Consider the following 24557-nt stretch of genomic DNA (forward strand, 5'->3'; position numbering starts at 1 on the left):
GGGGCTCAGAACGAGAAGCGCGAGGGCTCGGAGAAGCCCTGCAGGCGCGGCGCCACCGTGTCCCAGCGCTGGGCGGTGGTGTAGGCGGTCTCGCCGGTGCGGGTGACCAGGGTGGCGCGCATCATCGGCTCGCTGCCCACGATGGCGATCAGGCGGCCGCCGACCTTGAGCTGGGCCAGCAGGGCCTGGGGCACCTCGGCCACCGAGCCGCTGAGCACGATCACGTCGAACGGGGCTTCGCCGGCCAGGCCCTTGGCGCCGTCGGCCACGCGCACTTCCGCGTTCTCCACACCGGCCTTCTTCAGGTTCTCGCGGGCCTGGGCGGCCAGCTGCGGGTCGAGCTCGAGGGAGATCACCGAGCGGGCGCGGCCGGCCAGCAGGGCCGCCATGTAGCCCGAGCCGGTGCCCACTTCCAGCACCTTCTCGTGGGGCTGGGGCGCGACGTCCTGCAGCAGGCGGGCCTCGACGCGGGGCGCCAGCATGCTCTTGCCGGGGGCCAGCGGGATCTCCATGTCGACGAAGGCGAGGGCCTTGTGCGCCTCGGGCACGAAGTCCTCGCGCTTGAGGACGGACAGCAGCTCCAGCACCTGGGGGTCCAGCACGTCCCAGGGGCGGATCTGCTGCTCGATCATGTTGAAGCGGGCTTGTTCGATGGACGCGGGCAGGGTCATGGTGTGTTCTCGATCAGGGAGGGTCGGGAAGGCCTGGATTCAGGAGTCAACCCGCGATTTTAGGAGGCGCGGGTGAACGGCCTGCAAAGCGCCGGGCCCAGGCGGCGAAGTCGTCCAGCAGGCAGTAGGCCACCGGCACCACCACCAGGGTGAGCAGGGAGGAGGTGATGACCCCGCCGATCACTGCCTGGCCCATGGGCGCGCGCTGCTCCGCGCCCTCGGACAGGGCGAACGCCAGGGGCACCATGCCGAAGACCATGGCCAGCGTGGTCATGAGGATGGGGCGCAGGCGCACCCGCGCCGCCAGCAGCAGGGCCTCGGCCCGGTCCATCCCCTCGGCGCGGGCGCGGATGGCGAAGTCCAGCAGCAGGATGGCGTTCTTGGTCACCAGCCCCATCAGCATGACGATGCCGATCACCGAGAACATCGAGAGGGTGGAGCGGAACATCATCAGCGCCAGCACCACGCCGATCAGGGTCAGGGGCAGCGAGGTCATGAGGGCCAGCGGCTGCAGGAAGCTGCGGAACTGGCTGGCCAGGATCATGTAGATGAAGATCACCGCCATCGCCAGCGCGGAGACCGCGTAGCCGAAGGACTCGGCCATGTTCTTGGTGGAGCCGCCGAACTGCCAGCGGTAGCCCGGGGGCAGGGCGATGCCCTCCAGCGCGGCGCGGATGTCGGCCGAGACCTCGCCCGCCGAGCGGCCGTAGGCGTTGGCGCTCAGGGCGACCTCGCGGGACAGGTCGCGCCGGTTGATCTGGTGGGGGCCGGTGGCCTCGCGCACCGAGGCCACCTGGCCCACCCGCAGCACGCGGGGGCTGCCGTCGGCCGCGGCGCCGGCCACCAGGGGCAGTCGCTCGAGGTCGGCCGGGGTGCGGCGCGCCTCGGGAGCCAGCCGCACGTTGACGTCGTAGGTCTGGTCGTCGGGGGCGCGCCAGTTGCCGACGGTCTGGCCGGCCACCAGGGTGCGCAGGGGCGAGGCCACCTGGGCGACCGACAGGCCCAGGTCGCTGGCCAGGTCGCGGCGCACCGCCACGTCGACGGTGGGCTTGTCGGGCTTGAGGCTGGTGTCCAGGTCCACCAGGCCGGCGATGGGGCGCAGGCGCTCCATCGCCAGCTGGGAGAGGCGGCCGAGTTCGCGCAGGTCCGGCCCCTGGATGGACAGCTCGATCTGCTTGTTGCCGCCCACCGAGTCCAGCAGGCCGGCCTGGGTGACGGTGATGCCCGGCACCGAGCGCAGGCGCTCGCGCAGCGCCGCGGCCATCTGGTCGACGCTGCGGGTGCGCGCCTTGCGGTCCACCAGCCGCACGTAGACCGAGGCGTAGATCTTGCCCTGGGCCGCGCCGGTGTTGATGGTGGCCACGGTGTAGCGGGTCTCGGGGAACTCGCGCAGGATGGCGTCGACCTGGCGGGCCTTGGACTCGGTCAGCTCCAGCGAGGAGCCCACCGGGGTGTTGAAGTTCACCGTGAGCTCGGAGTAGTCGGCCTTGGGAACGAACTCGGTGCCCACCAGCCCGAGCATCGCCACGCTGGCCGCGAAGATCGCCAGCGCGCCGAGGACCGTGGCGAGCTGGTGGCCCAGGGACCAGCGCAGGATGGACTGGTAGGCGTCGGCCAGGCGCTCGGTGCCGCGGTCGAAGGCGCCGGTGACCCGGCCGATGGTGCGCTCGTACAGCGTGCGCGGCGCGTGCGGGTGGCGGTGCGCCTCGATCTCCGGGTCATGCCACACCGAGGACAGCATCGGGTCCAGCGTGAAGCTCACGAACATCGAGATCAGCACCGCGGCCACGATGGTCACGCCGAACTCGTGGAAGAACTTGCCGATGATGCCGCCCATGAATCCGATCGGCAGGAACACCGCCACGATGGAGAAGGTGGTGGCCACCACGGCCAGCCCGATCTCCTGCGTGCCCGAGAGCGAGGCCTCGTAGGGCCCTTTCCCCATCTGCACGTGGCGCACGATGTTCTCGCGCACCACGATCGCGTCGTCGATCAGCAGGCCCACGCACAGCGACAGCGCCATGAGCGTCACCATGTTCACGGTGAAGCCGAAGGCGTGCATGAACAGGAAGGTGCCGATCAGGGCGATGGGCAGCGTCAGCCCGGTGATGACGGTGGAGCGCCAGGAGTTGAGGAACAGGAAGACGATCAGCACGGTGAGCACCGCGCCCTCGATCAGGGTCTGGCGCACGTTGGCCACCGAGACACGGATCGGCCGGGAGGCGTCGATGATGGGCTCGAGCCTGACGCCCGGCGGCAGTTGCGGGCGCATCTCGCGCAGCACCGCGTCCAGGCCGTCGACCACCTGGATGGTGTTCTCGTCCTGCGCCTTTTGCACCGACAGCAGCAGCATGCGCTGGCCGTTGTACAGCGCCAGGCTCTCGACCTCGGCGGCGCCGTCCACCACCCGCGCGACCTGGCCGAGGTAGACCGGCACGCCGTTGCGCCGGGCGACCACCAGCCGCGCGAAATCCTCGGGCCGCTGCAGGCGCGCCTGCAGCTGCACCACCCGCTCCTGGCCGGCGTTGCGCAGGGCGCCCACGGGCTGGTCCTGGTTCTCGCCGCGCACGGCGGCCACCACCTGCTCGGGCGTCACGCCCAGGGCCTCGAGGGCCGCGGGGTTGAGGTACAGGTTGATTTCGCGCTCGGTGCCGCCCACCAGCGAGACCGAGCCCACGCCGCGCACGTTCTCCAGCCGCTTCTTCAGGACCTGGTCGGCCCAGTTGGTCAGCTCGATCGCCGACATGGCGCGGCCCGACCCGGGGTCCGGCAGCACCGCCACCGACCACACGGCGCGGCTGGCCGGGTCGAAGCGCAGCACGCGCGGCTCCTTGACCTCCTCGCGCAGGGTGGGGCGCACGGCCGCCACCTTCTCGCGCACGTCCTCGGCGGCCTTGCGGCCCTCCACCGTGAGCTGGAACTCGATGATCACCACCGACTGGCCCTCGTAGCTGCGCGAGGTCAGGGCGTTGAGGCCGGCGATGGCGTTGACCGCCTCCTCGATCTTCTTGGTGACCTCGCTCTCCACGATCTCGGGCGAGGCACCCGGGTATTCGGCGGTGACCACCACCACCGGGAAGTCGATGTTGGGGAACTGGTCGACCTTCAGCCGCTGCAGCGAGAACAGGCCCAGGACGACGAGGGCCAGCATCACCATCGTGGCGAAGACGGGGTTGCGCAGGGCGACGCGGGTGAACCACATGGTGCGGGGTGCCTGGGCGCTTCAGGGCGCGGGGCGGGTGAACCGCACCGCCGTGCCTTCGCGCAGCGCGCCCACATGGCCCAGGAGCACCGAGGCGCCCTCGGCCAGCCCGTCCACCGCCACCAGCGCCTCGCCGGCGCGCTCGCCGCGCGCGCCCGGCGTCACCGGCCGGTGCACCACCCGGTCGCCCTCGACCAGCTGCAGGTAGGGCGCGGGCTTGTCGGTGCGCAGCGCCGACAGCGGCACTGCCACCGCCCGGGTGCGGCCGGCGGCGATCTGCCCCTGCGCGAACAGGCCCTGACGCAACCCCGGCGCGGGCGCCACCGTCAGGTAGACCGGCACGCTGCGGGTGCCCGCCAGCGCGCTCGGATTGATGCGCGCCACCGTCGCCGTCACCGGCTGCGGCAGGCCTTCGATGGCCAGCTGCGCGGCCTGGCCGGGCCGCACCCGCACCGAGTCGGCAGCGCTGACCGTGCACTCCAGCTCCAGGCGCGAGGGATCGACGATCTCGAGCACCCGGGCATCCACCGCCAGCCGCTCGCCCGGCTGCGCCAGCCGCTGCGACACCAGGCCGGCGATGGGCGCGACCAGGGTGGTGTCGTCCAGCGCCTTGCGGGCCGAGTCGACGGCGGCCAGTGCCGCCTGGTGCGTGGCCGACGCTCCGGCCAGCGTGCTCTGCGAGCTCTCCAGCGCGGTGCGGGAGATGAAGCCCTGGTCCACCAGGGCCTGGTTGTTGTCGTACTGGCGCCGGGCGATCTCGACCTGGGCGCGCGCCGCGTCGGCCTGCTCGCGCGCCTGGCGCAGGCGGGCCTGGGCCTCGGTGGGGTCGATGCGCGCGAGGGTCTGGCCGGCGCGCACCGCATCGCCCTCGCGCACCGCCAGCCCCTGCAGCTCACCGGCGGCGCGGGCCTTCACGAAGGCGCTGTTGACGGCGCGCAGCGCGCCGGTCACGGGCAGGCCCAGCGTCAGTTCGGCGGTTTCGGCGCGCACCACGTCGCCTGCAGCCAGCTCGACGACGGCTTCGGCCCGCGGCGCGGAGGCCGGGGCCGACGGGCCGCCGGCGCCTTGGCGCGCGCGCAGCGCCGCGCCGGCGGCGGCCAGCACCAGGAGGGCCACGGCCACCCGGGCCAGGGTCTTGCGGGTCATGGGGATTCCTTGGCGGGCAGCGACAGGCCCAGGATCAGGATGTCGGCCAGCATATCGATGAAGCGCTCGGGGTCCATCGGCCGGTCGTCCGGGACGCAGACGCTGGTCGAGTGCCGGCTCAGCATTAGGTAGACCATGGGGCCGATCACGACATGGATGGCGTGGTCCAGGTCCACCGGGCGGAACTCGCCGCGGTCGATGCCGCGCTGCAGGACGCGGCGCACCAGGTCCTGTCCCGGCCGCACCACCTCGCGCTGGTAGAACTCGGCCAGCTCCGGGAAGTTGCGGGCCTCGCTGAGCATGAGCTTGGTGATGCCGCAGGCCCGGGTGGCCCCGATGCGTTCCCACCAGCTGCGCAGGCAGTGGCGCACCATGTCGGCGGTCGGGCCGGTATAGGTGGCGAACTCGGCGTCCCACTCGGCCATGCGGCCCGCGATGGTCTCGGACACCACCGCCTTGAACAGGTCCACCTTGCTCGGGTAGTAGATGAACAGCGTGCCCTTGGAGACGCCGGCCCGGGCTGCCACCTCTTCGACCCGGGTGGCCGCATAGCCCTTCTCCACGAACAGCTCCAGCGCCGCGCCCAGCAGCTCGCCGGGGCGCGCCTGCTTGCGGCGCTCACGCTTGACGTGGCCGTCGTCGGCCGGGGTGTCCATGGGGTGGGGCTGGGGGGACTGGGTTACTGACTGGCGGGTTATTAATGTAGCCAGCCGGCCCTGCCAGCGTCAAGGTGGCGAGAGGCGGAGGTACTGTAAGGCCAACCACTCCCGCAGCACCTGTCGCGAGGCCGACAGGCCGTAGGCGGTGGGCAGCCATTCCAGGGCCGGGCGCTCCTGGGGGAAGGGCAGGCCGGTGGGCGCGGGCAGCACCTCGAAGCCGGCGGCGCGCAGCTCGATCGTGGCGCGAGGCAGGTGCCAGGCGTCGCTGACCAGGGCGATGCGCCGCACGCCGCCCGCCGCACGCGGGCGCAGCAGCTCGGCCAGGCGCTGGGCGTTCTCCCGGGTGTCGCGCGAGCGGTCGTCCACCCAGCGCAGCTCCACGCCGAAATCGCGCCGGGCGGCCATGCGGGCGGCCTCGGCCTCGCTGGCCAGGCTGCGGCCCGACCAGCCCATGCCGCCGGCGAAGGCCAGCGGCAGGCCGGTGGCGCGCGCCAGCCGCGCCCCCTGGCGCAGCCGCCCGAGGGTGGCTGCGGAGGGCTGGGGCTCGCCGTATTCGGGGGCCTGCGCCAGCACGCCGCCGCCCAGGACCACGATGGCCTGGGTGCGGTGGCGGGCCAGGTCGGCCAGGCCGGCGGGCGGGGGCGGCGGCACGAGGTGGCGTGACAGCTGCAGCGCGATGCCATGGGTCGACAGGGCCCACAACGCCGCCAGCCCGAACGCCACCAGCGCCAGGCCGAGCCGGCGCCAGGCGATGCAGAACACCAGCCCGAGCAGGGCGAGCAGCAGGGGGCCGGCCGGGGGCAGGAGCAGGGCCGAGAGGAGTGCCTTGTAGTCGCCGGCTTGCATGTGGGGGGGATGGTAGCGATACAGTGCCGGTCTGCGAATCAAGATCGACCCTCATGAGCTCACTCCAGACCCTGGTCCTCGGCGGCGGCTGCTTTTGGTGCACCGAAGCCGTCTATGTGAAGGTGCGCGGCGTGGCCGACGTGGAGTCCGGCTACTGCAACGGCCAGCTGGCCCGCCCGACCTACGAGCAGGTCTGCACCGGCGCCACCGGCTGCGTGGAAGTGGTCAAGCTGACCTATGACCCGGCGCAGGTCTCGACCCGCCAACTGCTGGAGATCTTCTTCGCCGTCCACGACCCGACCCAGTTGAACCGCCAGGGCAACGACCTGGGCACGCAGTACCGCAGCGGCATCTACTTCACCACGCCGCAGCAGCAGGCCGAGGCCGAGGCGCTGGTCGCCGAGCTGCAGCGCGAGGACGCGTTCGGCGCGCCCATCGTCACCGAGGTGCTCCCGCTGGCCGACTACTGGCCGGCCGAGGACTATCATCAGGACTTCTTCGAGCGCAACCCCTACCAGGGCTACTGCCTCGCGGTGGCGGCGCCCAAGGTGGCGAAGTTCCGCCGCGCCTTCGCCGACCTCGCCCGCGACTAGTCGCCCCACCGATCCCGCGCCGACCCCGCGACTGCTCCTTCCGCCATGCGCCTGCCTGCCGCACGCACTGCACGACCCGCGCAACGCGCCCAGCCCGCCCCGGCCCGACGGCCCGGCGGCGCGCGCGCCTGGGCCGCGGGGCTGCTGCTGGCCTGCCTGCTGCTGGCGCAGGCGCTGGCCCTGGTGCACCGGGTGGTGCACGTGGCGCCGGGCGCCGCGGCGCACTCGGCAGCCCCCGTGGCCGCGGCGCATGCGGACCCGGCAGCGGCGTCGTCCCTGGCCCGCCTGTTCGCCGGCCATGCGGACGACGCCGGCTGCCGCCTCTACGATGCCCTGGCCCATGACGGCCTGCCCTGGGCGGCGCCCGTCGCCCCGGCCCTGGCCGTGGCCCTGGCGCTGCCGCCGGCCGCGCCCGCCGGGTGCGTCCCGGCCCTTGCCACGGCCTTCGACGCGCGCGGCCCCCCGGCGCTGAACTGAGCCCCCGAACGCCAGGCCGCCGCACGACCCCCGGGTCCGTGCGGCCGGCCTCGTCTCATCGCCAGTTTCATTCCGCGCCATGTCCCATCCAAGAATTCCCTTTTCCCGCGGCGCCCTCGCCGCGGCCCTGGCCTGCCTGGGCCTGCCCGCTGCCGCACAGCCGGCCGCCACCCTGCCCGAGGTCACCGTCACCGCCAACCCGCTGCGCAGCGCCGAGCGTGTCTCCCCCGTCGACCGGCTCGAAGGCCCCTCCCTGACCCTGCGCAGCCAGGGCAGCCTGGGCGAGACGCTGGACCGCCTGCCCGGCGTCTCCAGCACCTACTTCGGCCCCGCCAGCAGCCGCCCCGTGATCCGCGGTCTGGACGGCGATCGCATCCGTCTGCTGCAGAACGGCGGCGCCAGCCTCGATGTCTCCGGCCTGAGCTTCGACCACGCCGTGCCGATGGACCCGCTGGCCGTCGACCGCATCGAGGTCCTGCGCGGCCCGGCCACCCTGGTCCATGGCGGCAGCGCCCTGGGCGGGGTCGTCAACCTGATCGACAACCGCATCCCGCAGGAGCGCCTGCGGGGCGTGACCGGCCGCGTCGATGCCGGCCTCGCCAGCGGCTCGCGCGAGCGCCGCGGCGCCGCGATGGTCGAGGGCGGCAACGACCGCTACGCCCTCCACGTCGATGCCTTCAGCCGCCACGCCGGCGAGGTGCGCGTGCCGGCGGCCCTGGACTGCGAGCAGGCCGGGGCGGCCCGCACGGCGCGCCGCATCTGCAACTCGCAGGCGCGCGCCGACGGCGGCGCCATCGGCGGCACCGCCTTCTTCGAGCGCGGGCAGCTGGGCGCCTCGGTGGCCAGCTACCGCAGCGGCTACGGCTCGCCCGCGGAGGACGAGGTCACCGTCGGCATGCGCTCGGACCGCTACGCCTTCGACGGCCAGTGGCGCCCCGCCGCCGGCCTGGTGGAGCAGGTGCGCGTGCAGGGCAGCCGCACCGAGTACCGCCACACCGAGTTCGACGCCGGCGCGCCCGGCACCGTCTTCCGCAATGACGGCAGCGACCTGCGCGTGGAGGCGCGCCACCGGCCGCTGGGGCCGCTGTCCGGGGTGGTCGGCCTGCATGCCGAGGCCTCGCGCTTCGCCGCCGAGGGCGACGAGGCGTTCGCGCCGCCGAGCCGCACCCGCCAGCGCGCCGTCTTCCTCTACGAGGAGCTGGCGACCGGGTGGGGCCGGCTCTCGCTGGGCGCGCGGCGCGAGTCGGTGCGGGTGGCCTCGCCGGGCGCCGAGGGCATCGACCGCTTCGTGCCCGGCGAGCGCGCGTTCGCGCCCCGGGCCTTCGCGGCCGGCGCGCTGTGGCGCCTCACGCCCGCCTGGCAGCTCACCGCGAACCTGGCGCGCAGCGAGCGCGCGCCGCGTGACTACGAGCTCTTCGCCAACGGCCCGCACGTGGCCACCGGCGCCTGGGAGCTGGGCAACGCCACCCTCGGCACCGAGCGCTCCACCAACCTGGACATCGGCGCGCAGTGGCGCGACGGGCCGCAGCACGCGCGCGTGGCCCTGTTCGCGAACCGGTTCGACCGCTTCATCGCGCTGCTGCCCACCGGCTCGCAGCGCACCGACGACGGCGGCGAGCCGATGCCCGAGTACGCCTACCAGGGCGTGCCGGCGCGCTTCACCGGCCTGGAGGCCGCCGGCACCGCCCGCCTCGCGCAGCGCCCCGGCACCTGGGACCTGGAGTGGCGCGGCGACCTGGTGCGCGCCAGCCGGCGCGACACCGGCGAGCCGCTGCCCCGCATCGCCCCGGCCCGCGTCGGCGCCACGCTGGCCTGGAGCCTCAAGCCCTGGGGGGCGCGCCTGGGCTTCGACCACGCGGCCCGCCAGGACCGCGTGCCGGCCGGCGACCGGTCCACGCCGGCCTACACGCTGTGGCATGCCGCGCTCACCCGCAGCTCCCGCGCCGCCGGCGCCGAGCTGCTCTGGTACGCGCGCCTGGACAACGCCGCCGACCGCCTCGCGTACAGCGCCAGCTCCATCCTGACGCAGACCGCGCCGGGCCGGGTGCCGCTGCCGGGGCGCAGCCTGCGCGTGGGGGTGCGGGCGGACTTCTGACCCGCGCCCGGGCGGGAGGCGGGCGGCCGATAGACTCGGGCCCTTTCGCCGAGCCCGACCGCCCGTGGACCACCCCGTCATCGCCGCCCTCCTGCCCGTCCTCGGGGTCATCGCCGTCGGCCTCCTCGCCGGCCGCCGGCGCTGGGTGGGGCAGGCCGGCGTGCGGGACCTGTCGAACCTCGTCTTCCTGGTCCTCACGCCCTGCCTGCTGTTTCGCACCATGAGCCGGGTCCAGGCGCAGGCGCTGGACTTCACGCCGGTGGCGGCCTACTTCGCCGGCGTCGGCGTGGTCTTCGCCGCCACGCTGGCGGCCCGCGGCATCAACCGGCGCGCCACGGTGCTGGCCCTGGCCGCCACCTTCAGCAACACCGTGATGATCGGCATTCCCCTGGTCGGCCTGGCCTTCGGCGAGCAGGGGCTGGTGACGCTGTTCACCCTCTACACCCTGCACACCGTGGTGCTGCTCACGCTGGCCACGCTGCTGATGGAACTGGCCGCCCAGCGCGAGGCGCGCGCGGCCGAGGGCGGCCCGCCGCTGCGGGCGGCGCTGGCCACCGCGGTGCGCAAGTCGCTGCTGCACCCGGTGCCGCTGCCGATCCTGGCCGGGCTGGCCTTCGCCCAGACCGGCCTGGCCCTGCCTGCCGTCGTCGACAAGCCGCTGCAGATGCTCGGGTCGGCCCTCGGGCCGATGGCGCTGCTGCTGGTGGGCCTGAGCCTGGCCCACCTGAAGCTGGCGCGGGAGCTGCGCGGTGCCCTCGGCCTGGTGCTCGCCAAGAACCTGGTGATGCCGGCGCTGGTGGCCGCTGCCGGCGTGATGCTGGGCGTCACCGGGCTGCCGCTGGTGGTCGTGGTGGTCGTCGCCGGCCTGCCGGCGGGCGCCAACTCGCTGCTGTTCTCGCAGCGTTACCAGGTGGCCGAGGACCAGGTCACGGCGACGGTGGGACTGTCCACCCTGTGCTCGCTGGCCACCGTGCCCCTGGTGATGGCGGCGGCGACCTACCTGGCCGGGCGATGACCGCCTGCGCCGGGCGCGCGGCGGGCCGCGCCCGCGCTTGAAACGTCCCGGCGCCTGCCTACGATGGGGCCATGGGTCCCTTCCGCTTCCGTCGCGTGCCTTGCCTGCTGGCGCTGTCGGCCCTGCTCGGGGGCGCGCTGGAGGCCGCCGCCGAGCCGGCGCCGCAAGGCGTCCTGGCGGATTGCGGCGGGACGCTGGCGCCGCCCGATCCCTGGTCGGCCCGGGAGGCGGCCATCGCCGCCTACGCCCGGGTGCCGCCGGCCTGCCTCAGGTCGCTGGTGCGCGCGTGCAGCGAGGCGGCGGCCGCGTCCTTCCTGGACGGCGGCACCGCGGCGGTCTGTTCGGTCCGCTACGAGGCGCTGCTGCGGCACGGGTTCGGCGGCGATTTCCGCGCGCTGCTGGCGTGGTGGCACGAGGGGCGTTGAGGCGCGCCGGGGAACGCCGCGGGCGAGGACCGCCTCAGGGTGCCAGGCGCTCGCGCACCCAGCTCCCCGCGGGTTGGCCGTCCTGCTGCCGGTACCGCAGCCGGTCATGCAGGCGGCTCTTGCGGCCCTGCCAGAACTGCCACTCCTGCGGCACCAGGCGGTAGCCGCCCCAGTGCGGAGGGCGCGGCGGGTTCAGCAGGAACTGCGCGCCGTACTTCGCGGCGTTGGCCACCAGCACCGAGCGGCCGGTGATCACCTGGCTCTGGGGGCTGGCCCAGGCGCCGATGCGCGAGTCCAGCGGCCGGCTGTGGAAGTAGGCGTCGCTCTCCTCGGCGCTGGTCTTCTCCACCCGGCCCTCGATGCGCACCACGCGCTCGAGCTCGACCCAGTGGAATTGCAGCGCCGCGAACGGGTTGCCCGCCAGCTCGAGGCCCTTGCGGCTCTCGTAGTTCGTGTACCAGACGATGCCGCGCTCGTCGTACCCCTTCACCAGCACCACCCGCGTGCTGGGACGCAGGTCGCTTCCGACGGTGGCCACGGTCATCGCGTTGGGCTCGGGGACCTGGGACTTGATGGCCTCGGTGAGCCACTGGTCGAACTGCTTCAGCGGGTCGGCGTGGCTGGCGTCCTCGCTCAGCTCGGCGCGCTCGTAACTCTTGCGAAGGTCGGCCAGTTCTCGGGCGGTGGTGCTCATGGCGCTCGATATTACAGTCGGCGCATGACCGAGACCGCGAGCGCCACCTCCCCGCAACCCGTCGTGATCGTGCTGGCCTCGGGCCGCGGCGAGCGCTTCGCCGCCTCGGGCGGCACGGTGCACAAGCTGCGCGCGCCGCTGGAGGGGGTGCCGGTGCTGGAGCGAACCCTGGCCGCCGTGCGCGCCAGCGGGCTGCCCTGGCACCTGGAGGATGCCGGCCACCCCGGCATGGGCGACTCCATCGCCGCCGCCGTGCGCGCCACCCGCGGCGCGCCGGGCTGGCTGGTGCTGCCCGGCGACCTGCCCCTGGTACAGCCGGCGACGCTGCGCGCGGTGGCCGCCGCGCTGGCCGGCGCGCCCGCGGTGGTGCCGGTCTTCGAGGGCCGGCGCGGCCACCCGGTGGCCTTCGGCCCGGCCTGCGGCGCGGCGCTGGCCGGCCTGTCGGGCCCGCAGGGCGCCGCGGCCGTCCTGCGGCCGCTGGCGGTTCGCGAGCTGCCGGTGGACGACATCGGCTGCGTCACCGACATCGACACGCTCGACGACCTCGCCGAGGCCGCGCGCCGGCTCAGGACCCGCGGTCCGGGCGCGCCAGCCTGACCAGCCGCTCCAGGTGGCGGTCGCGGATCTCCAGCCGCCGCAGTTCCTCCAGCGTGCGCTCGGCGTACTCCAGCGTGGTGCCGTAGCGGCCGCAGGCCGTGGCGAAGATGCGGCGGTACTCCTCGTCGCTGAGGGTGCCGGTGTGGTTGGGGCTGCGCCGCGAGAGCGTGAAGGCCAGCGCGGTCACCGGGCCGTGCGGCGTGGTGCAGGGCAGCCAGCGCGGGTCGTACACGCCGGTGGGCATCTCGCGCGCCCACAGGCGCGTGAGCTCCCCGGCGGCCACCGCATGCGGGATGCGCACCACCATGCCCTGGCAGCTGCCGCCTGAGAGCAGGCCCAGCACCAGCCCCGGGCACTCGGGCGTGCCGCGGTTGACGCGGCTCCACATCTTGAGGGCGCGGTGCCAGCCGTGCACCCGCGCGGCGCGGCGCTCGGTGAACTCGACGTCGGGCTTCCACAGCAGGGAGCCGTATCCGAACAGCCACAGGTCGCTGTGCCCGCCCCATTCGCGCAGGGCGCGTTCGAGCATGGCCGCGGGGTCGCGGTGGGGCAGGGGGGCAGGCAGGGGTCCCATGCGCAAAACTGTAGCAAGCCCGGTCCCCGGTGCCGAGGCCCGGCGCGGTGCGTCGTTCGTAACCTGTTCGTAACCCCGGGGCGTCCGCACGAGGGTGTAGCGACTACCATGCCCCATTGCTGAAAACGTCACACCCATGAGCCTTCATCCCGTGGTGGCCGCCGTCACCGACCGCATCCGCGAGCGAAGCCGCGAAGCCCGCGAGGCCTACCTGGCGCAGGTCGACGCGCTGGCGAACCGCCCCCGCGGCAGCGACCGACTGGGCTGCGCCAACGTCGCCCACGCCTTCGCCGCGCTGCCCTCCAGCGACAAGTTCAAGGTGGTGGCCGAGCGCGCGCCCAACATCGCCATCGTCACCTCCTACAACGACATGCTGTCGGCGCATGCCCCGTTCGCCGGCTACCCCTCGATCATCAAGGACGAGGCCCGCCGCCACGGCGCCACCGCCCAGGTGGCCGGCGGTGTGCCCGCCATGTGCGACGGCGTCACCCAGGGCACGGCCGGCATGGAGCTGTCGCTGTTCTCGCGCGACGCCATCGCCCAGGGGACGGCCATCGGCCTGTCGCACGACGTCTTCGACGCGGCGCTGATGCTCGGCATCTGCGACAAGATCGTTCCCGGCCTCCTGATCGGCGCGCTGCACTTCGGCCACCTGCCCACCGTCTTCGTGCCCGCCGGCCCCATGGCCAGCGGCCTGTCCAACAGCGAGAAGGCCAAGGTGCGCGAGCAGGCCGCCAAGGGCGAGGTCGGCCGCGAGGCCCTGCTCGACGCCGAGCAGAAGGCCTACCACGGCCTGGGCACCTGCACCTTCTACGGCACCGCCAACAGCAACCAGATGCTGATGGAGGCCATGGGCCTGCACGTGCCGGGCACCGCCTTCGTCCACCCGGCCGACGACCTGCGCGAGCACCTCACCCGCGAGGCGGTGCGCACCGTCCTGGGCATCACGAGACAGCAGCACTTCACCCCGATCGGCCGGCTGGTCGACGAGCGCTGCATCGTCAACGCCATGGTGGCCCTGATTGCCACCGGCGGCTCGACCAACCACCTGATCCACTGGGTCGCGGTGGCCCGCGCCGCCGGCCTCACCATCGACTGGGACGACTTCGCGCAACTCTCCGCGGTGGCGCCGCTGCTGGCGCGCGTCTACCCCAATGGCAGCGCCGACGTGAACCAGTTCCAGGCCGCCGGCGGCCCCGGCTTCGTGATCCGCGAGCTGATGGACGCCGGCCTGATGCACGACGACGTGGCCACCGTGCGCCCCGCCGGCCTGCGCGAGTTCGGCGCGGTGCCCTCGCTCGATCGCGGCGCGCTGCGCTGGACGCCCACCGGCCCCAGCGGCGACGAGTCCGTGGTGCGCCCCGTGGCCGCCCCGTTCTCGCCCACCGGCGGCCTCAAGCTGCTCGAGGGCAACCTGGGCCGCAGCGTGATCAAGGTCTCGGCCGTGCCCGAGGACCGCCACGTGGTCGAGGCGCCCGCCCGCGTGTTCGACAGCCAGGAAGCCCTGATGGCCGCCTTCGACAGCGGCGAGCTGGCCCGCACCTGCGAGGCCAACGGCCATGGCGGCCTGGTCTGCGTGGTGCGCTGGCAGGGCCCGCGCGCCAATGGCATGCCCGAGCTGCACAAGCTCACGCCGCCGCTGGCGGTGCTGCAGGGGCAGGGCTTCCGCGTGGCGCTGGTCACCGACGGCCGCATGAGCGGCGCCTCGGGCAAGGTGCCCGCCGCCATCCACGTCAGCCCCGAGGCCGCCTCGGGCGGCCCGCTGGCCCGCCTGCGCGATGGCGACGTGGTGCGCCTGGACGCCGTCGCCGGCACCCTGCAGGCGCTGGTGGCCGAGGCCGACTGGGCCGCGCGCACGCCCGCCACGATTCCCGCCGCGCAGCACGCGGCCAACCAGGTCGGCCTGGGCCGTGACCTGTACGCGAATTTCCGGCGCAACGCGCTGTCCGCCGAAGAAGGAGCCTGCACATGGCTGTGACCACCGACTCGCTGTCCGCCCTGCAGGTGATGCAGGACGCTCCCGTCATTCCCGTGATCGTGCTCGAGGACGTGGCCCAGGCCGTGCCGCTGGCGCGCGCGCTGGTGGAGGGCGGCATCCGCATGCTGGAGGTGACCCTGCGCACGCCCGCGGCGCTGGCCTGCATCGAGGCGATCGCGCGCGAGGTGCCGGGTGCGGTGGCCGGCGCCGGCACGGTGCGCAGCGTGGCCGATGCCCGCGCCGCCCGCGACGCGGGCGCCCGCTTCGCGGTGAGCCCCGGCTACACCCAGGCCGTGGGCCGCGCCTGCCGCGAGCTCGGCCTGCCGCTGCTGCCCGGCGTGGCCACCGGCAGCGAGATCATGGCCGCCGCCGAGGATGGCTACACCGAACTGAAGTTCTTTCCCGCCATGCAGGCGGGCGGGCCGGCCATGCTCAAGGCCTGGAGCGGCCCGTTCACCGACACGCGCTTCTGCCCCACCGGCGGCGTGTCGGCGGCCAACGCGAAGGAGTTCCTGGCGCTGCCCAACGTGGTGTGCGTGGGCGGCTCCTGGCTCACGCCGGCCGACGCGGTGAAGCAGGGCGACTGGGCGCGCATCACCCAGCTGGCGCGCGAGGCCGCGGCCCTGCGCGCCTGACGCCCGGCGTCACCCGGCAGGCTGGCCGCCGCCTGCCTGATCGTGGTCAGAATGAACTATAAATCGCTCCTCGGCGCGAAGGAGCGATGATATGGCATGGCATCTCGGGCGGGTGGCTGCGGGTTTCGGCGTGGTGATCGGGGCCGGCCTGGCGCAGGCGGCGCCGGCGGACGAGGAGTTCGGCGAGGCCGCCAACCTCTATCGCGCCGAGCGGATGTTGGCGGCCTATGCGCGCTTCGTGGCGCTGGCCAACCGCGGCGACCGGGACGCCGCCCGCATCGCGCTGTTCATGCACCGCTACGGCCCCACGCTCTATGGCCGCTACTGGGATGCGCAGGTGGACGAGGTGGAACTGTGGACCCGCCTCGCCCAGCAGCCCCAGGGGCGCACGCCGCCCGCGTACCGGCCGCCCCGCCAGCACTGAGGGGCCGAGCGCGGCGCGGCGGCTGCGGGTCGCGCCCGCGGCCCTTACTTGACCAGCATCACCGGCACTTCGGCACCGGTCACCACCTTCTGGGCGACGCTGCCCAGGAGGGCGCGACCCAGGATGCCGTGGCCGTGGGTGCCCATCACGATCATGTGGGCCTTGGCCTTCTTGGTGGCCTTGAGGATCTGCTCGTCGGGCACGCCGACCGAGGCTTCGCAGCGGAACTTGATGTCGTGCTTGTCCAGGAACTTGCGGATCGGGGCCAGCACCTTCTCGGACTCGTCCTGCTGGTACTCCTTGACCACGTCGGCGCCGACGGCGGTGCGCACGCGCGGGGGCAGCTGGGGCTGCACGTTCAGGACGATGACTTCGTCGTCGGGGCCGGCCAGGCTCTCGTGGGTCACGAGGAAGGCGAGGGCTTTCTTGGTGTACTGGCTGCCGTCGGCGGCGAGGACGATCTTCATGGAGTGTGTTCCTTGCTGTTGTTGTCGATGGGGTTGGTCCTGGCCCGGATGGTACCGTCAACGCGCGTCAGCGCAGCACGAGCACCGGGATGGCGCTGTGCGTGAGGACCTTCTGGGTCTCGCTACCCAGGAGCATGCGCCGGACGCCGCGGTGCCCGTGGGAGGCCATGACGATGAGGTCGCAGCCGTGCTTGCGCGCGGCGGCGAGCACCGCGTCGGCGACATGGTCCGAACGCGCCAGCACGCCGCGCGCCGCCACGCCCAGGGCGCCGGCGGCCTCGACGACCCCGTCCACCACGGCCTGGCCGCGCGAGCAGCCCTCGTCCTCGATGCGCGCGACTTCCTCCGGCGGCATGGAGTCGCGGCCCTCGAACAGGCTCAGGGGATAGTCCGGCACCACGTGCACCGCCACCAGGCTCGCGCCGGTGCTCGCGGCCAGCCCGATCGCGGCCTGTTCGGCCTTGCGCCCGAGCGCCGAGGCGTCGGTGGCGACGAGGATGCACTGGTACATGGTGAAAGCTTATCGCCTGCGGCGGCTGCTGGCGTTGATGCCAGTCAATCCCGCGGCCTGCCGGATGGGGTAGCCTCCGGCCATGGCGTCTCCTGCCCCGCTGGCCCCGTCGTTCCCGTCCGCTGCCGAGGCGCCTGCCGATGCGGCCTGGGCGGCGCTGGACGACGCCGCCGAGTGGTCCGCGTTCGGGCGGCCGCTGCCGGGCCGCGAGGGCTGCTGGGAGTCGTACCTGGCGATCGAGGGCATGCACTGCGCCGCCTGCACCCTGGCGGTCGAGGACGCGCTGGGCCGCGTGCCCGGGGTCGAGGCCGTCGAGGTCAATGGCCCGGCCGCCACCGCCCGCGTGGTCTGGCATGCGGGCCAGGCCCGGCCGTCCCAGTGGCTGGCCTCGCTGCGCGCCGCGGGCTACGGCGCGGTGCCCGCCGGCGACCTGCTCGACGCCGAGCCGCGCCGCCGCGCCCAGCGCGTGCTGCTGTGGCGGTGGCTGGTGGCCGGCTTCGGGATGATGCAGGCCATGATGTACTCGTGGCCGCTGTACATCGCCGCGCCCGGCGACATCACGCCCGACATCGAGGCCCTGCTGCGGTGGGGCGCCTGGATGATGACGGTGCCGGTCATGGTGTTCTCCTGCTGGCCCTTCCTCGCCGCGGCGCTGCGCGACCTGCGCCATCGCCGCGTCGGCATGGACGTGCCCGTCGCCCTGGGCCTGGCCATCGCCTTCGCCGCCAGCACCGCCGCCACCTTCGACCCGTCCGGTCCCTGGGGCCGCGAGGTCTGGTACGACTCGGTGACCATGTTCGTGTTCTTCCTGCTGTCCGGCCGCCTGCTGGAGCAGCGCCTGCGTGACCGCACCGCCGGCGCGCTCGAGGCCCTGATGCGGGCGCTGCCGGCCAGCGTCGAGCGCTGGGCCGAGGTTGCCGGCGCCTGGGAACGGGTGCCGGTGCGCCGGCTGGCGGTGGGCGACCGTGTGCGGGTGCTGCCCGGCGAGGTGTTTCCGGCCGACGGCCTCGTGGAGGCCGGCGAGAGCCGGGTCGACGAGGCCCTGCTCACGGGCGAGTCGCAGCCGCTGGCGCGCCGTCCCGGCGACGCCGTGATCGCCGGCAGCCACAACCTGGCCGCCTCGCTCGAAGTGCGGGTGGAGCGCCTGGGCGAGGACACCCGTTACGCCGGCATCGTCGCCCTGATGGAGCGCGCCTCGGTGGACAAGCCGCGCCTGGCGCGGCTGGCCGACCGCATCGCCAGCCCCTTCCTGCTGGCGGTACTGGCCGCCGCCGCGGTGGCGACCGCCTGGTGGTGGCCCTCGGGCCCGGCCCACGCGCTGTCGGTGGCCGTGGCGGTGCTGGTCGTGACCTGCCCCTGCGCCCTGTCGCTGGCCACGCCGGCCGCCATGCTCGCCGCCGCCGGCGCGCTGGCGCGGCGCGGCGTGCTGGTGCGCCAGCTGCAGGCGCTCGACGGGGCGGCCGCGGCCGACACCGTGGTGTTCGACAAGACCGGCACCCTCACGCGCGACGCCATGGGCGTGGCCGCCACCCGCTGCCGCGAAGGCGCCGACCCGGCCGAGGTCCTGGCCGCGGCCGCCGCCCTGGCGGCGCATTCCCTGCACCCCGCCTCGCGGGCCCTGGTGGCGGTGCACCCCGCGCCGGTGGCGGTGGCCCAGGCGGTGCGCGAGCACCCGGGCGAGGGCCTGGAGGGCCGGCCGGCGGCGGGTCCCTTCGCCCGGCGCCTGCTGCGCCTGGGGTCGGCCGCCTTCTGCGGCGCGCCCGCGCAGTCCGGTGATTCGGCCCAGGTGCACCTGGCCGACGAATCCGGCTGGATCGCCAGCTTCGACCTGGCCGAGACCCTGCGCCCCGACGCCGAGGCCGCGGTGCGCGCGCTGCGCGCCCTGGGGCTGGAGGTGCGGCTGCTGTCCGGGGACCGTGCCCCGGCGGTGCAGCGCCTGGCGGCGCGCGCCGGCATCGACCACTGGGATGCCGGCTGCAGCCCCGAGGACAAGCTGGCCCGGGTGCAGGCGCTGCAGGCCCAGGGCCGGCGCGTGGTGATGGTGGGGGACGGCATGAACGACGGCCCCGTGCTGGCGCGCGCCGACGTCTCGGTGGCGATGGGCGAGGGCGTGCCCCTGGCCCAGTCGCGCAGCGACGTGGTCGCCCAGGGCGGGCAGTTGTCCGCGGTGGCGACCCTGGTGGCGCAGGCCCGGCGCACCCGCGCGGTGGTGCGCCAGAACCTGGCCTGGGCGGCGGTCTACAACGCCGCCTGCGTGCCGCTGGCCATCGCCGGCCTCATGCCGGCCTGGCTGGCCGGCCTGGGCATGGCGGCCAGCTCCCTGCTGGTGGTGATGAATTCCGCGCGCCTGGCTGGCGTGCCCTCCGTGGAGTAGGCATGGACATTCTTTTCGTACTCATTCCGCTGTCCATCGTGCTGGCCCTGTTCATCCTGGCGGGCCTGGGGTGGGCGGTCTGGCGTGGCCAGTTCGAGTCACTCGACGCCGAGGGCGAGCGCATTCTTCACGGGGATTGACCTGAATCAAGGGTTATCCCCGAGAAGCGCCAGAGACTGCGTGGGTATCCAAAAAGGCGATTTACCCATGACGACGGACTCTCTCGCTCCCGCTCGCTACCACGACACCGTGGTCCGGCAGTTCTCCCTCATGGCCGTGGTCTGGGGGGTGGTGGGCATGCTGGTTGGCGTGTTCATCGCCGCCCAGCTGGCCTGGCCTGAACTCAATTTCGGCATCCCGTGGCTCTCCTATGGCCGCCTGCGGCCACTGCACACGAATGCGGTGATCTTCGCGTTCGGCGGCTGCGCGCTGTTCGCCACCAGCTACTGGGTGGTGCAGCGCACCTCGCACGTGCCGCTGTTCGCGCCCAAGCTGGCCGCCTTCACCTTCTGGGGCTGGCAGGCCGTCATCGTGGCCGCCGCCATCTCGCTGCCCCTGGGCTACACCTCGGGCAAGGAGTACGCGGAGCTGGAGTGGCCGATCGACATCCTGATCGCGCTGGTCTGGGTGGCCTATGCGGTGGTGTTCTTCGGCACCGTGGGCATGCGCAAGGTGCGCCACATCTACGTGGCCAACTGGTTCTACGGCGCGTTCATCATCGCCGTGGCCCTGCTGCACATCGTCAACAGCGCCGCGGTCCCCGCCGGCCTGATGAAGTCCTATTCCGCCTACGCCGGCGTGCAGGACGCGATGATCCAGTGGTGGTACGGCCACAACGCCGTGGGCTTCTTCCTCACCGCCGGCTTCCTGGGGATGATGTACTACTTCATCCCGAAGCAGGCCGAGCGCCCCGTCTACAGCTATCGCCTGTCGATCGTCCACTTCTGGGCGCTGATCTTCACCTACATGTGGGCGGGCCCGCACCACCTGCACTTCACCGCGCTGCCGGACTGGACCCAGTCGGTGGGCATGCTGTTCTCCCTGATCCTGCTGGCGCCCTCCTGGGGCGGCATGATCAACGGCATCATGACCCTCTCGGGGGCCTGGCACAAGCTGCGTGACGACCCCGTCCTGCGCTTCCTGATCGTGTCCCTGTCCTTCTACGGCATGAGCACGTTCGAGGGCCCGATGATGTCCATCAAGACCGTCAACGCCCTGAGCCACTACACCGACTGGACCGTCGGCCACGTGCACTCCGGCGCCCTGGGCTGGGTGGGCCTGATCTCCATGGGCTCGCTGTACTACCTGATCCCGCGCCTGTTCGGCCAGAAGAAGATGTTCAGCAACAAGGCCATCGAGGTCCACTTCTGGGTGGCCACCATCGGCATCGTGCTGTACATCGCCGCCATGTGGATTGCCGGCGTGATGCAGGGCCTGATGTGGCGCGCCATCAACGCCGACGGCACCCTGACCTACACCTTCGTGGAGTCGGTCAAGGCGACCTACCCCTTCTACGTGATCCGTGTCCTCGGCGGCGTGCTGTACCTCGCCGGCATGCTGGTGATGGCCTGGAACGTCTGGATGACGGTGGCCAACGGCCGCGCCGTCCACGCCAATGTCCCGGCGCCCGCCCACGCCTGACGCGAAGGAAGTTTCGACATGAGCAACGCAAATCAGAGCACCGGCTTCTCCCACGAGAAGGTGGAGACCAGCAACTTCCTGATGATCGTCCTGATCCTGCTGGTGGTCGCCATCGGCGGCCTGGTGGAGATCGTCCCGCTGTTCTTCCAGAAGTCCACCACCGAGGCGGTGCAGGGCGTCAAGCCCTACGCCCCGCTGCAGCTGGCCGGCCGCGACATCTACCTGCGCGAGGGCTGCTACAACTGCCACTCGCAGATGATCCGCCCGTTCCGCGCCGAGACGCTGCGCTATGGCCACTACTCGGTGGCCGGCGAGTTCGTCTACGACCACCCGTTCCAGTGGGGCTCCAAGCGCACCGGCCCGGACCTGCACCGCGTGGGCGGCAAGTACTCGGACGAGTGGCACCGCATCCACCTGGTCAACCCGCGTGACGTGGTGCCCGAGTCCAACATGCCGGCCTACCCCTGGCTCGAGAAGAACACGCTGGATCCGGCCAGCATCCAGCCCCGCATGAAGGCGCTGCGCGCCGTGGGCGTGCCGTACTCCGAGGAGGAGATCGCCAAGGCGCCCGAGCAGCTCAAGGGCAAGACCGAGATGGACGCCCTGGTGGCCTACCTGCAGGGCATGGGCCTGGCCCTCAAGTAAGGAGGAACGCCCCATGGACATCACCACCGCGCGCATCGTGGCCACGCTGGTTTCCCTCGGCACCTTCCTGGCCATCGCGGCCTGGGCCTATGCCCGCCGCAACAAGAGCCGCTTCGAGGATGCGGCCTCGATCCCGTTCCAACAAGATTAAAGGCGCCCACCATGAGCGACTTCACCTCGAATTTCTGGTCGGTCTTCGTGGCCGCCATCACCCTGGCGGGCATCTTCGGCTGCCTGCTGCTGCTGTGGGTCACCGCCCGCAAGAAGGTCGTGGCCGCGACCGACAACACCACCGGTCACGTCTGGGACGAGGACCTCACCGAGTTGAACAACCCGCTGCCGCGCTGGTGGATGTGGCTGTTCGTCATCACCATCGTCTTCTCGCTGGGCTACCTGGTCGCCTACCCGGGCCTGGGCAGCTACGCCGGCAAGCTGGGCTGGACCACCGCCGGCCTGCATGCCGCGGAAGTGGAGAAGGCCAAGCAGGAGCTCGCGCCCCTGTACGCCCAGTTCACGTCCAAGAAGGCCGAGGACCTGGCCGGTGACCCGCAGGCCATGGCCATCGGCGAGCGCCTGTTCATGAACAACTGCGCGCAGTGCCACGGTTCCGACGCCCGCGGCAGCAAGGGCTTCCCCAACCTGACCGATGCCGACTGGCTGCACGGCGGCTCGCCCGACAAGATCGCCGAGACCCTGACCAAGGGCCGCATCGGCAACATGCCCCCCATGGCCGCCGCCGTCGGCAGCCCGGAGGACGTGCGCAACGTCGCGCACTATGTCCTGAGCCTGTCCAACGCGCCGCACGACTCGGTGCGCGCGCAACTGGGCAAGTCCAAGTTCGGCGCCTGCGCCGCCTGCCACGGCATGGACGGCAAGGGCAACCCGGCCCTGGGCGCGCCGAACCTGACCGACGACACCTGGCTGCATGGCTGGGGCGAGCAGGCGATCGTGAACATCGTCAACAACGGCAAGGTGAACGCGATGCCGGCCCAGGAGGGCAAGCTCACCCCCGAGCAGATCCACGTGCTGGCCTCGTATGTGTGGGGCCTGTCGAACAAGCCCGCCCCCACGCAGGCGGCGGCTGCGCCGAAGCCCTAAGCTGTCCGAATGCCTGATCACGCGCCGAAGCCCAAGGTCATCCCCATCACGCCGGTCCCGGCGGACGATGGGGACGTCTACCAGTCCCTCTACGAGGCGCAGAAGAAGATCTACCCGCGTTCCGTCACCGGCCGGTTCGTCAACTGGCGGTGGCTGTTCGTGTGGCTCACGCAGATCGTCTTCTACGGCCTGCCGTGGCTGCAGTGGGGCGAGCGCCAGGCGGTGCTGTTCGACCTGGCCGCCCGGCGCTTCTACATCTTCGGGTACGTGCTGTACCCGCAGGACTTCATCTACCTGACCGGCGTGCTGGTGATCAGCGCGCTGTCGCTGTTCCTGTTCACCGCGGTGGCCGGTCGCCTGTGGTGCGGCTTCGCCTGCCCGCAGACGGTCTACACCGAGATCTTCCTGTGGATCGAGCGCCACGTGGAGGGCGACCGCCCCCAGCGCATGAAGCTCGACGGCGCGCCGATGTCCCTGGAGAAGCTGGTCAAGAAGTGGTTCAAGCACTTCCTGTGGATCGGGTTCTCGATCTGGACCGGCTTCACCTTCGTGGGCTACTTCACGCCCATCACCGAACTGGGCATGGAGTTCCTGCAGACCCGCATGGGCTCGTGGGAGGTGTTCTGGGTGTTCTTCTACGGCTTCGCCACCTACGGCAATGCCGGCTGGATGCGCGAGCAGGTGTGCAAGTACATGTGCCCCTACGCCCGCTTCCAGAGCGCGATGTTCGACAAGGACACCCTGATCGTCAGCTACGACACGGCGCGCGGCGAGCCGCGCGGCACGCGCGGGCGCAAGGACGATTTCAAGGCCAAGGGGCTGGGGTCGTGCATCGACTGCGGGCTGTGCGTCCAGGTGTGTCCCACCGGCATCGACATCCGCAACGGCCTGCAGTACGAGTGCATCGGCTGCGGCGCCTGCATCGACGTGTGCGACAGCGTGATGGACAAGATGCAGTACCCGCGGGGGCTGATCTCCTTCACCACGCAGAACGCCCAGTCCCAGGGCTGGGACCGCGCCCGCATGTGGCGGCGGGTGCTGCGCCCGCGGGTGCTGCTGTACACGGTGATCCTGGGCGCCCTGACCTTCGGCGTGGCCCTGAGCCTGGCGCTGCGCACGCCGCTGAAGGTGGACGTGGTGCGTGACCGCGCCGCGCTGGCGCGCATCGTTGCCGGCGGCAAGATCGAGAACGTCTACCGGCTGCAGGTGATGAACGCCACCGAGAAGCCCCAGACCTACCGCTTCACCGCCGAGGGCCTGCCCGGCCTGGTGGTAGCCTCGGAGGCCGAGGCCGACGTGGAGCCCGCGCAATCGCGCTGGGTCGCCCTGCGCCTGCAGGTGCCGTACGGCAGCGCCGCGCCGGGCTCGCACAAGATCCGCTTCCACATCGCCACTGTTTCCGGCGACGCGCAAGTGACCGAGAAATCCGTCTTCCTGATGCCCCGGCAGTGACCGGGAAGGAGCCGCCATGGACCGCCGTCCCCCCGCTTCCGACACTTCCCCCGCCACCCCTTCGCGCCCGTGGTGGGCCCATGGCCACGTGTGGCTGCTGATCGCCGGCCCGGCGGCCGTGATCGTGGCCGGCGTCATCACCCTGGTGCTGGCCCTGCGCACGCCCGACCCGCTGGTGGCCGAGGACTACTACCGCCGCGGCCTGGAGATCAACAAGACCCTGGCCGAGCGCGAGGGCGGCAAGGCGATGATGCCGGCCGTCCAGGGCCGCAACCACGCGCTAACCCCTAGCGCGGCGAACTGAGTCCGGGTCCACAATCGTTTCACAGGAGGACGCA

Annotated in this window: 26 protein-coding genes; 17 read left to right on the forward strand and 9 right to left on the reverse strand. The window is 72.6% G+C overall.

Annotated features, from left to right (window positions below):
• Positions 1-5: 5 nt before the first annotated feature.
• From ACT80S_RS05345 to ACT80S_RS05365, 5 genes are all read right to left on the reverse strand, one after another.
• Positions 6-671, reverse strand: a complete 666-nt coding sequence (locus tag ACT80S_RS05345) for a protein-L-isoaspartate O-methyltransferase family protein (RefSeq protein WP_377413532.1) — start codon at positions 669-671, stop codon at positions 6-8.
• A gap of 46 nt (positions 672-717) precedes the next feature.
• Positions 718-3873, reverse strand: coding sequence for an efflux RND transporter permease subunit (locus tag ACT80S_RS05350; protein WP_377413534.1), 3156 nt, complete (start codon positions 3871-3873; stop codon positions 718-720).
• Between the two features lie 21 nt (positions 3874-3894).
• Positions 3895-5019: an efflux RND transporter periplasmic adaptor subunit gene (locus ACT80S_RS05355; RefSeq protein ID WP_377413536.1), complete on the reverse strand. Its 1125-nt coding sequence runs from the start codon at positions 5017-5019 to the stop codon at positions 3895-3897.
• Positions 5016-5675, reverse strand: coding sequence for a TetR/AcrR family transcriptional regulator (locus ACT80S_RS05360; protein WP_377413538.1), 660 nt, complete (start codon positions 5673-5675; stop codon positions 5016-5018). The genes ACT80S_RS05355 and ACT80S_RS05360 overlap by 4 nt, the downstream gene beginning before the upstream one ends.
• Before the next feature lie 69 nt (positions 5676-5744).
• On the reverse strand, positions 5745-6524 hold the full coding sequence (locus ACT80S_RS05365) for a YdcF family protein (RefSeq protein ID WP_377413540.1): 780 nt from the start codon (positions 6522-6524) through the stop codon (positions 5745-5747).
• Positions 6525-6577: 53 nt separating this feature from the next.
• Between ACT80S_RS05365 and msrA the strand changes: the two genes are divergently transcribed.
• The 5 genes from msrA (at position 6578) to ACT80S_RS05390 (ending at position 11129) form a co-directional block, all read left to right on the forward strand.
• Positions 6578-7117 carry a peptide-methionine (S)-S-oxide reductase MsrA gene (gene msrA, locus ACT80S_RS05370; protein WP_377413542.1) on the forward strand — a complete coding sequence of 180 codons (540 nt, stop codon included), beginning with the start codon at positions 6578-6580 and terminating at the stop codon, positions 7115-7117.
• Between the two features lie 45 nt (positions 7118-7162).
• The gene (locus ACT80S_RS05375; RefSeq protein WP_377413544.1) at positions 7163-7594 is read left to right on the forward strand and encodes a hypothetical protein; all 432 of its coding nucleotides are present in this window, start codon (positions 7163-7165) and stop codon (positions 7592-7594) included.
• Positions 7595-7673: 79 nt separating this feature from the next.
• Entirely contained in the window at positions 7674-9689 is a 2016-nt protein-coding gene (locus tag ACT80S_RS05380) for a TonB-dependent receptor (RefSeq protein WP_377413546.1), read from the forward strand.
• Positions 9690-9753: 64 nt separating this feature from the next.
• The gene (locus tag ACT80S_RS05385; RefSeq protein WP_377413549.1) at positions 9754-10704 is read left to right on the forward strand and encodes an AEC family transporter; all 951 of its coding nucleotides are present in this window, start codon (positions 9754-9756) and stop codon (positions 10702-10704) included.
• A gap of 71 nt (positions 10705-10775) precedes the next feature.
• Positions 10776-11129, forward strand: a complete 354-nt coding sequence (locus ACT80S_RS05390; protein ID WP_377413551.1) for a hypothetical protein — start codon at positions 10776-10778, stop codon at positions 11127-11129.
• Between the two features lie 34 nt (positions 11130-11163).
• On the opposite strand, the gene pdxH is transcribed toward ACT80S_RS05390, so the two are convergent.
• Complete coding sequence (gene pdxH / locus ACT80S_RS05395; protein ID WP_377413553.1) at positions 11164-11823, reverse strand: pyridoxamine 5'-phosphate oxidase; 660 nt, start codon at positions 11821-11823, stop codon at positions 11164-11166.
• Between the two features lie 24 nt (positions 11824-11847).
• Between pdxH and ACT80S_RS05400 the strand changes: the two genes are divergently transcribed.
• Positions 11848-12420, forward strand: coding sequence for a nucleotidyltransferase family protein (locus ACT80S_RS05400; protein ID WP_377413556.1), 573 nt, complete (start codon positions 11848-11850; stop codon positions 12418-12420).
• Here the strand turns inward: ACT80S_RS05400 and ACT80S_RS05405 are convergent.
• Entirely contained in the window at positions 12389-12994 is a 606-nt protein-coding gene (locus ACT80S_RS05405) for a gamma-glutamylcyclotransferase (RefSeq protein ID WP_377413558.1), read from the reverse strand. The two genes, ACT80S_RS05400 and ACT80S_RS05405, sit on opposite strands and share 32 nt — an antisense overlap.
• Positions 12995-13130: 136 nt before the next feature.
• Between ACT80S_RS05405 and edd the strand changes: the two genes are divergently transcribed.
• From edd to ACT80S_RS05420, 3 genes are all read left to right on the forward strand, one after another.
• Entirely contained in the window at positions 13131-14972 is a 1842-nt protein-coding gene (gene edd, locus ACT80S_RS05410) for a phosphogluconate dehydratase (protein ID WP_377413560.1), read from the forward strand.
• Positions 14963-15607 (forward strand): bifunctional 4-hydroxy-2-oxoglutarate aldolase/2-dehydro-3-deoxy-phosphogluconate aldolase, encoded by a 645-nt coding sequence (gene eda / locus ACT80S_RS05415; protein ID WP_377413562.1) that lies wholly within the window; start codon positions 14963-14965, stop codon positions 15605-15607. Before edd ends, eda begins: the two co-directional genes overlap by 10 nt.
• A gap of 91 nt (positions 15608-15698) precedes the next feature.
• Entirely contained in the window at positions 15699-16031 is a 333-nt protein-coding gene (locus ACT80S_RS05420) for a hypothetical protein (RefSeq protein ID WP_377413564.1), read from the forward strand.
• A gap of 44 nt (positions 16032-16075) precedes the next feature.
• Here ACT80S_RS05420 and ACT80S_RS05425 read toward each other — a convergent pair whose 3' ends face one another.
• Entirely contained in the window at positions 16076-16498 is a 423-nt protein-coding gene (locus ACT80S_RS05425; RefSeq protein ID WP_377413566.1) for a universal stress protein, read from the reverse strand.
• 67 nt (positions 16499-16565) lie between these two features.
• Positions 16566-17009 (reverse strand): universal stress protein, encoded by a 444-nt coding sequence (locus ACT80S_RS05430; RefSeq protein ID WP_377413568.1) that lies wholly within the window; start codon positions 17007-17009, stop codon positions 16566-16568.
• 82 nt (positions 17010-17091) lie between these two features.
• Here ACT80S_RS05430 and ACT80S_RS05435 point away from each other — a divergent pair, with 82 nt between their 5' ends.
• The 8 genes from ACT80S_RS05435 to ACT80S_RS05470 all read left to right on the forward strand — a co-directional run bounded on the left by ACT80S_RS05435 (position 17092) and on the right by ACT80S_RS05470 (position 24523).
• On the forward strand, positions 17092-19383 hold the full coding sequence (locus ACT80S_RS05435) for a heavy metal translocating P-type ATPase (RefSeq protein ID WP_377413570.1): 2292 nt from the start codon (positions 17092-17094) through the stop codon (positions 19381-19383).
• Between the two features lie 2 nt (positions 19384-19385).
• Complete coding sequence (ccoS, locus tag ACT80S_RS05440) at positions 19386-19523, forward strand: cbb3-type cytochrome oxidase assembly protein CcoS (protein WP_377413572.1); 138 nt, start codon at positions 19386-19388, stop codon at positions 19521-19523.
• 67 nt (positions 19524-19590) lie between these two features.
• Entirely contained in the window at positions 19591-21024 is a 1434-nt protein-coding gene (gene ccoN / locus ACT80S_RS05445) for a cytochrome-c oxidase, cbb3-type subunit I (RefSeq protein WP_377413574.1), read from the forward strand.
• An 18-nt stretch (positions 21025-21042) separates the two neighbouring features.
• Positions 21043-21669, forward strand: coding sequence for a cytochrome-c oxidase, cbb3-type subunit II (gene ccoO, locus ACT80S_RS05450; protein ID WP_377413576.1), 627 nt, complete (start codon positions 21043-21045; stop codon positions 21667-21669).
• A gap of 13 nt (positions 21670-21682) precedes the next feature.
• On the forward strand, positions 21683-21820 hold the full coding sequence (locus ACT80S_RS05455) for a cbb3-type cytochrome oxidase subunit 3 (protein WP_377413578.1): 138 nt from the start codon (positions 21683-21685) through the stop codon (positions 21818-21820).
• An 11-nt stretch (positions 21821-21831) separates the two neighbouring features.
• Positions 21832-22767 carry a cytochrome-c oxidase, cbb3-type subunit III gene (gene ccoP, locus ACT80S_RS05460; protein WP_377413581.1) on the forward strand — a complete coding sequence of 312 codons (936 nt, stop codon included), beginning with the start codon at positions 21832-21834 and terminating at the stop codon, positions 22765-22767.
• Positions 22768-22776: 9 nt separating this feature from the next.
• Positions 22777-24219, forward strand: a complete 1443-nt coding sequence (gene ccoG, locus ACT80S_RS05465; protein WP_377413584.1) for a cytochrome c oxidase accessory protein CcoG — start codon at positions 22777-22779, stop codon at positions 24217-24219.
• Between the two features lie 16 nt (positions 24220-24235).
• Positions 24236-24523 (forward strand): FixH family protein, encoded by a 288-nt coding sequence (locus tag ACT80S_RS05470; protein ID WP_377413587.1) that lies wholly within the window; start codon positions 24236-24238, stop codon positions 24521-24523.
• Positions 24524-24557: the final 34 nt, after the last annotated feature.

The organism is Ramlibacter sp. MAHUQ-53 (assembly GCF_052600055.1).

Bases quoted from the DNA above. Each gene is read 5' to 3' on its own strand.
- ACT80S_RS05345 (WP_377413532.1), bottom strand. From the start codon at position 671: ATGACCCTGCCCGCGTCCATCGAACAAGCCCGCTTCAACATGATCGAG.
- ACT80S_RS05430 (WP_377413568.1), bottom strand. From the start codon at position 17,009: ATGTACCAGTGCATCCTCGTCGCCACCGACGCCTCGGCGCTCGGGCGC.
- msrA (WP_377413542.1), top strand. From the start codon at position 6,578: ATGAGCTCACTCCAGACCCTGGTCCTCGGCGGCGGCTGCTTTTGGTGC.
- ACT80S_RS05355 (WP_377413536.1), bottom strand. From the start codon at position 5,019: ATGACCCGCAAGACCCTGGCCCGGGTGGCCGTGGCCCTCCTGGTGCTG.
- ACT80S_RS05425 (WP_377413566.1), bottom strand. From the start codon at position 16,498: ATGAAGATCGTCCTCGCCGCCGACGGCAGCCAGTACACCAAGAAAGCC.
- ccoO (WP_377413576.1), top strand. From the start codon at position 21,043: ATGAGCAACGCAAATCAGAGCACCGGCTTCTCCCACGAGAAGGTGGAG.
- ACT80S_RS05380 (WP_377413546.1), top strand. From the start codon at position 7,674: ATGTCCCATCCAAGAATTCCCTTTTCCCGCGGCGCCCTCGCCGCGGCC.
- ccoG (WP_377413584.1), top strand. From the start codon at position 22,777: ATGCCTGATCACGCGCCGAAGCCCAAGGTCATCCCCATCACGCCGGTC.
- ACT80S_RS05455 (WP_377413578.1), top strand. From the start codon at position 21,683: ATGGACATCACCACCGCGCGCATCGTGGCCACGCTGGTTTCCCTCGGC.
- edd (WP_377413560.1), top strand. From the start codon at position 13,131: ATGAGCCTTCATCCCGTGGTGGCCGCCGTCACCGACCGCATCCGCGAG.
- pdxH (WP_377413553.1), bottom strand. From the start codon at position 11,823: ATGAGCACCACCGCCCGAGAACTGGCCGACCTTCGCAAGAGTTACGAG.
- ACT80S_RS05435 (WP_377413570.1), top strand. From the start codon at position 17,092: ATGGCGTCTCCTGCCCCGCTGGCCCCGTCGTTCCCGTCCGCTGCCGAG.
- ccoP (WP_377413581.1), top strand. From the start codon at position 21,832: ATGAGCGACTTCACCTCGAATTTCTGGTCGGTCTTCGTGGCCGCCATC.
- ACT80S_RS05400 (WP_377413556.1), top strand. From the start codon at position 11,848: ATGACCGAGACCGCGAGCGCCACCTCCCCGCAACCCGTCGTGATCGTG.
- eda (WP_377413562.1), top strand. From the start codon at position 14,963: ATGGCTGTGACCACCGACTCGCTGTCCGCCCTGCAGGTGATGCAGGAC.
- ccoS (WP_377413572.1), top strand. From the start codon at position 19,386: ATGGACATTCTTTTCGTACTCATTCCGCTGTCCATCGTGCTGGCCCTG.
- ACT80S_RS05390 (WP_377413551.1), top strand. From the start codon at position 10,776: ATGGGTCCCTTCCGCTTCCGTCGCGTGCCTTGCCTGCTGGCGCTGTCG.
- ACT80S_RS05470 (WP_377413587.1), top strand. From the start codon at position 24,236: ATGGACCGCCGTCCCCCCGCTTCCGACACTTCCCCCGCCACCCCTTCG.
- ccoN (WP_377413574.1), top strand. From the start codon at position 19,591: ATGACGACGGACTCTCTCGCTCCCGCTCGCTACCACGACACCGTGGTC.
- ACT80S_RS05365 (WP_377413540.1), bottom strand. From the start codon at position 6,524: ATGCAAGCCGGCGACTACAAGGCACTCCTCTCGGCCCTGCTCCTGCCC.
- ACT80S_RS05405 (WP_377413558.1), bottom strand. From the start codon at position 12,994: ATGGGACCCCTGCCTGCCCCCCTGCCCCACCGCGACCCCGCGGCCATG.
- ACT80S_RS05420 (WP_377413564.1), top strand. From the start codon at position 15,699: ATGGCATGGCATCTCGGGCGGGTGGCTGCGGGTTTCGGCGTGGTGATC.
- ACT80S_RS05360 (WP_377413538.1), bottom strand. From the start codon at position 5,675: ATGGACACCCCGGCCGACGACGGCCACGTCAAGCGTGAGCGCCGCAAG.
- ACT80S_RS05350 (WP_377413534.1), bottom strand. From the start codon at position 3,873: ATGTGGTTCACCCGCGTCGCCCTGCGCAACCCCGTCTTCGCCACGATG.
- ACT80S_RS05375 (WP_377413544.1), top strand. From the start codon at position 7,163: ATGCGCCTGCCTGCCGCACGCACTGCACGACCCGCGCAACGCGCCCAG.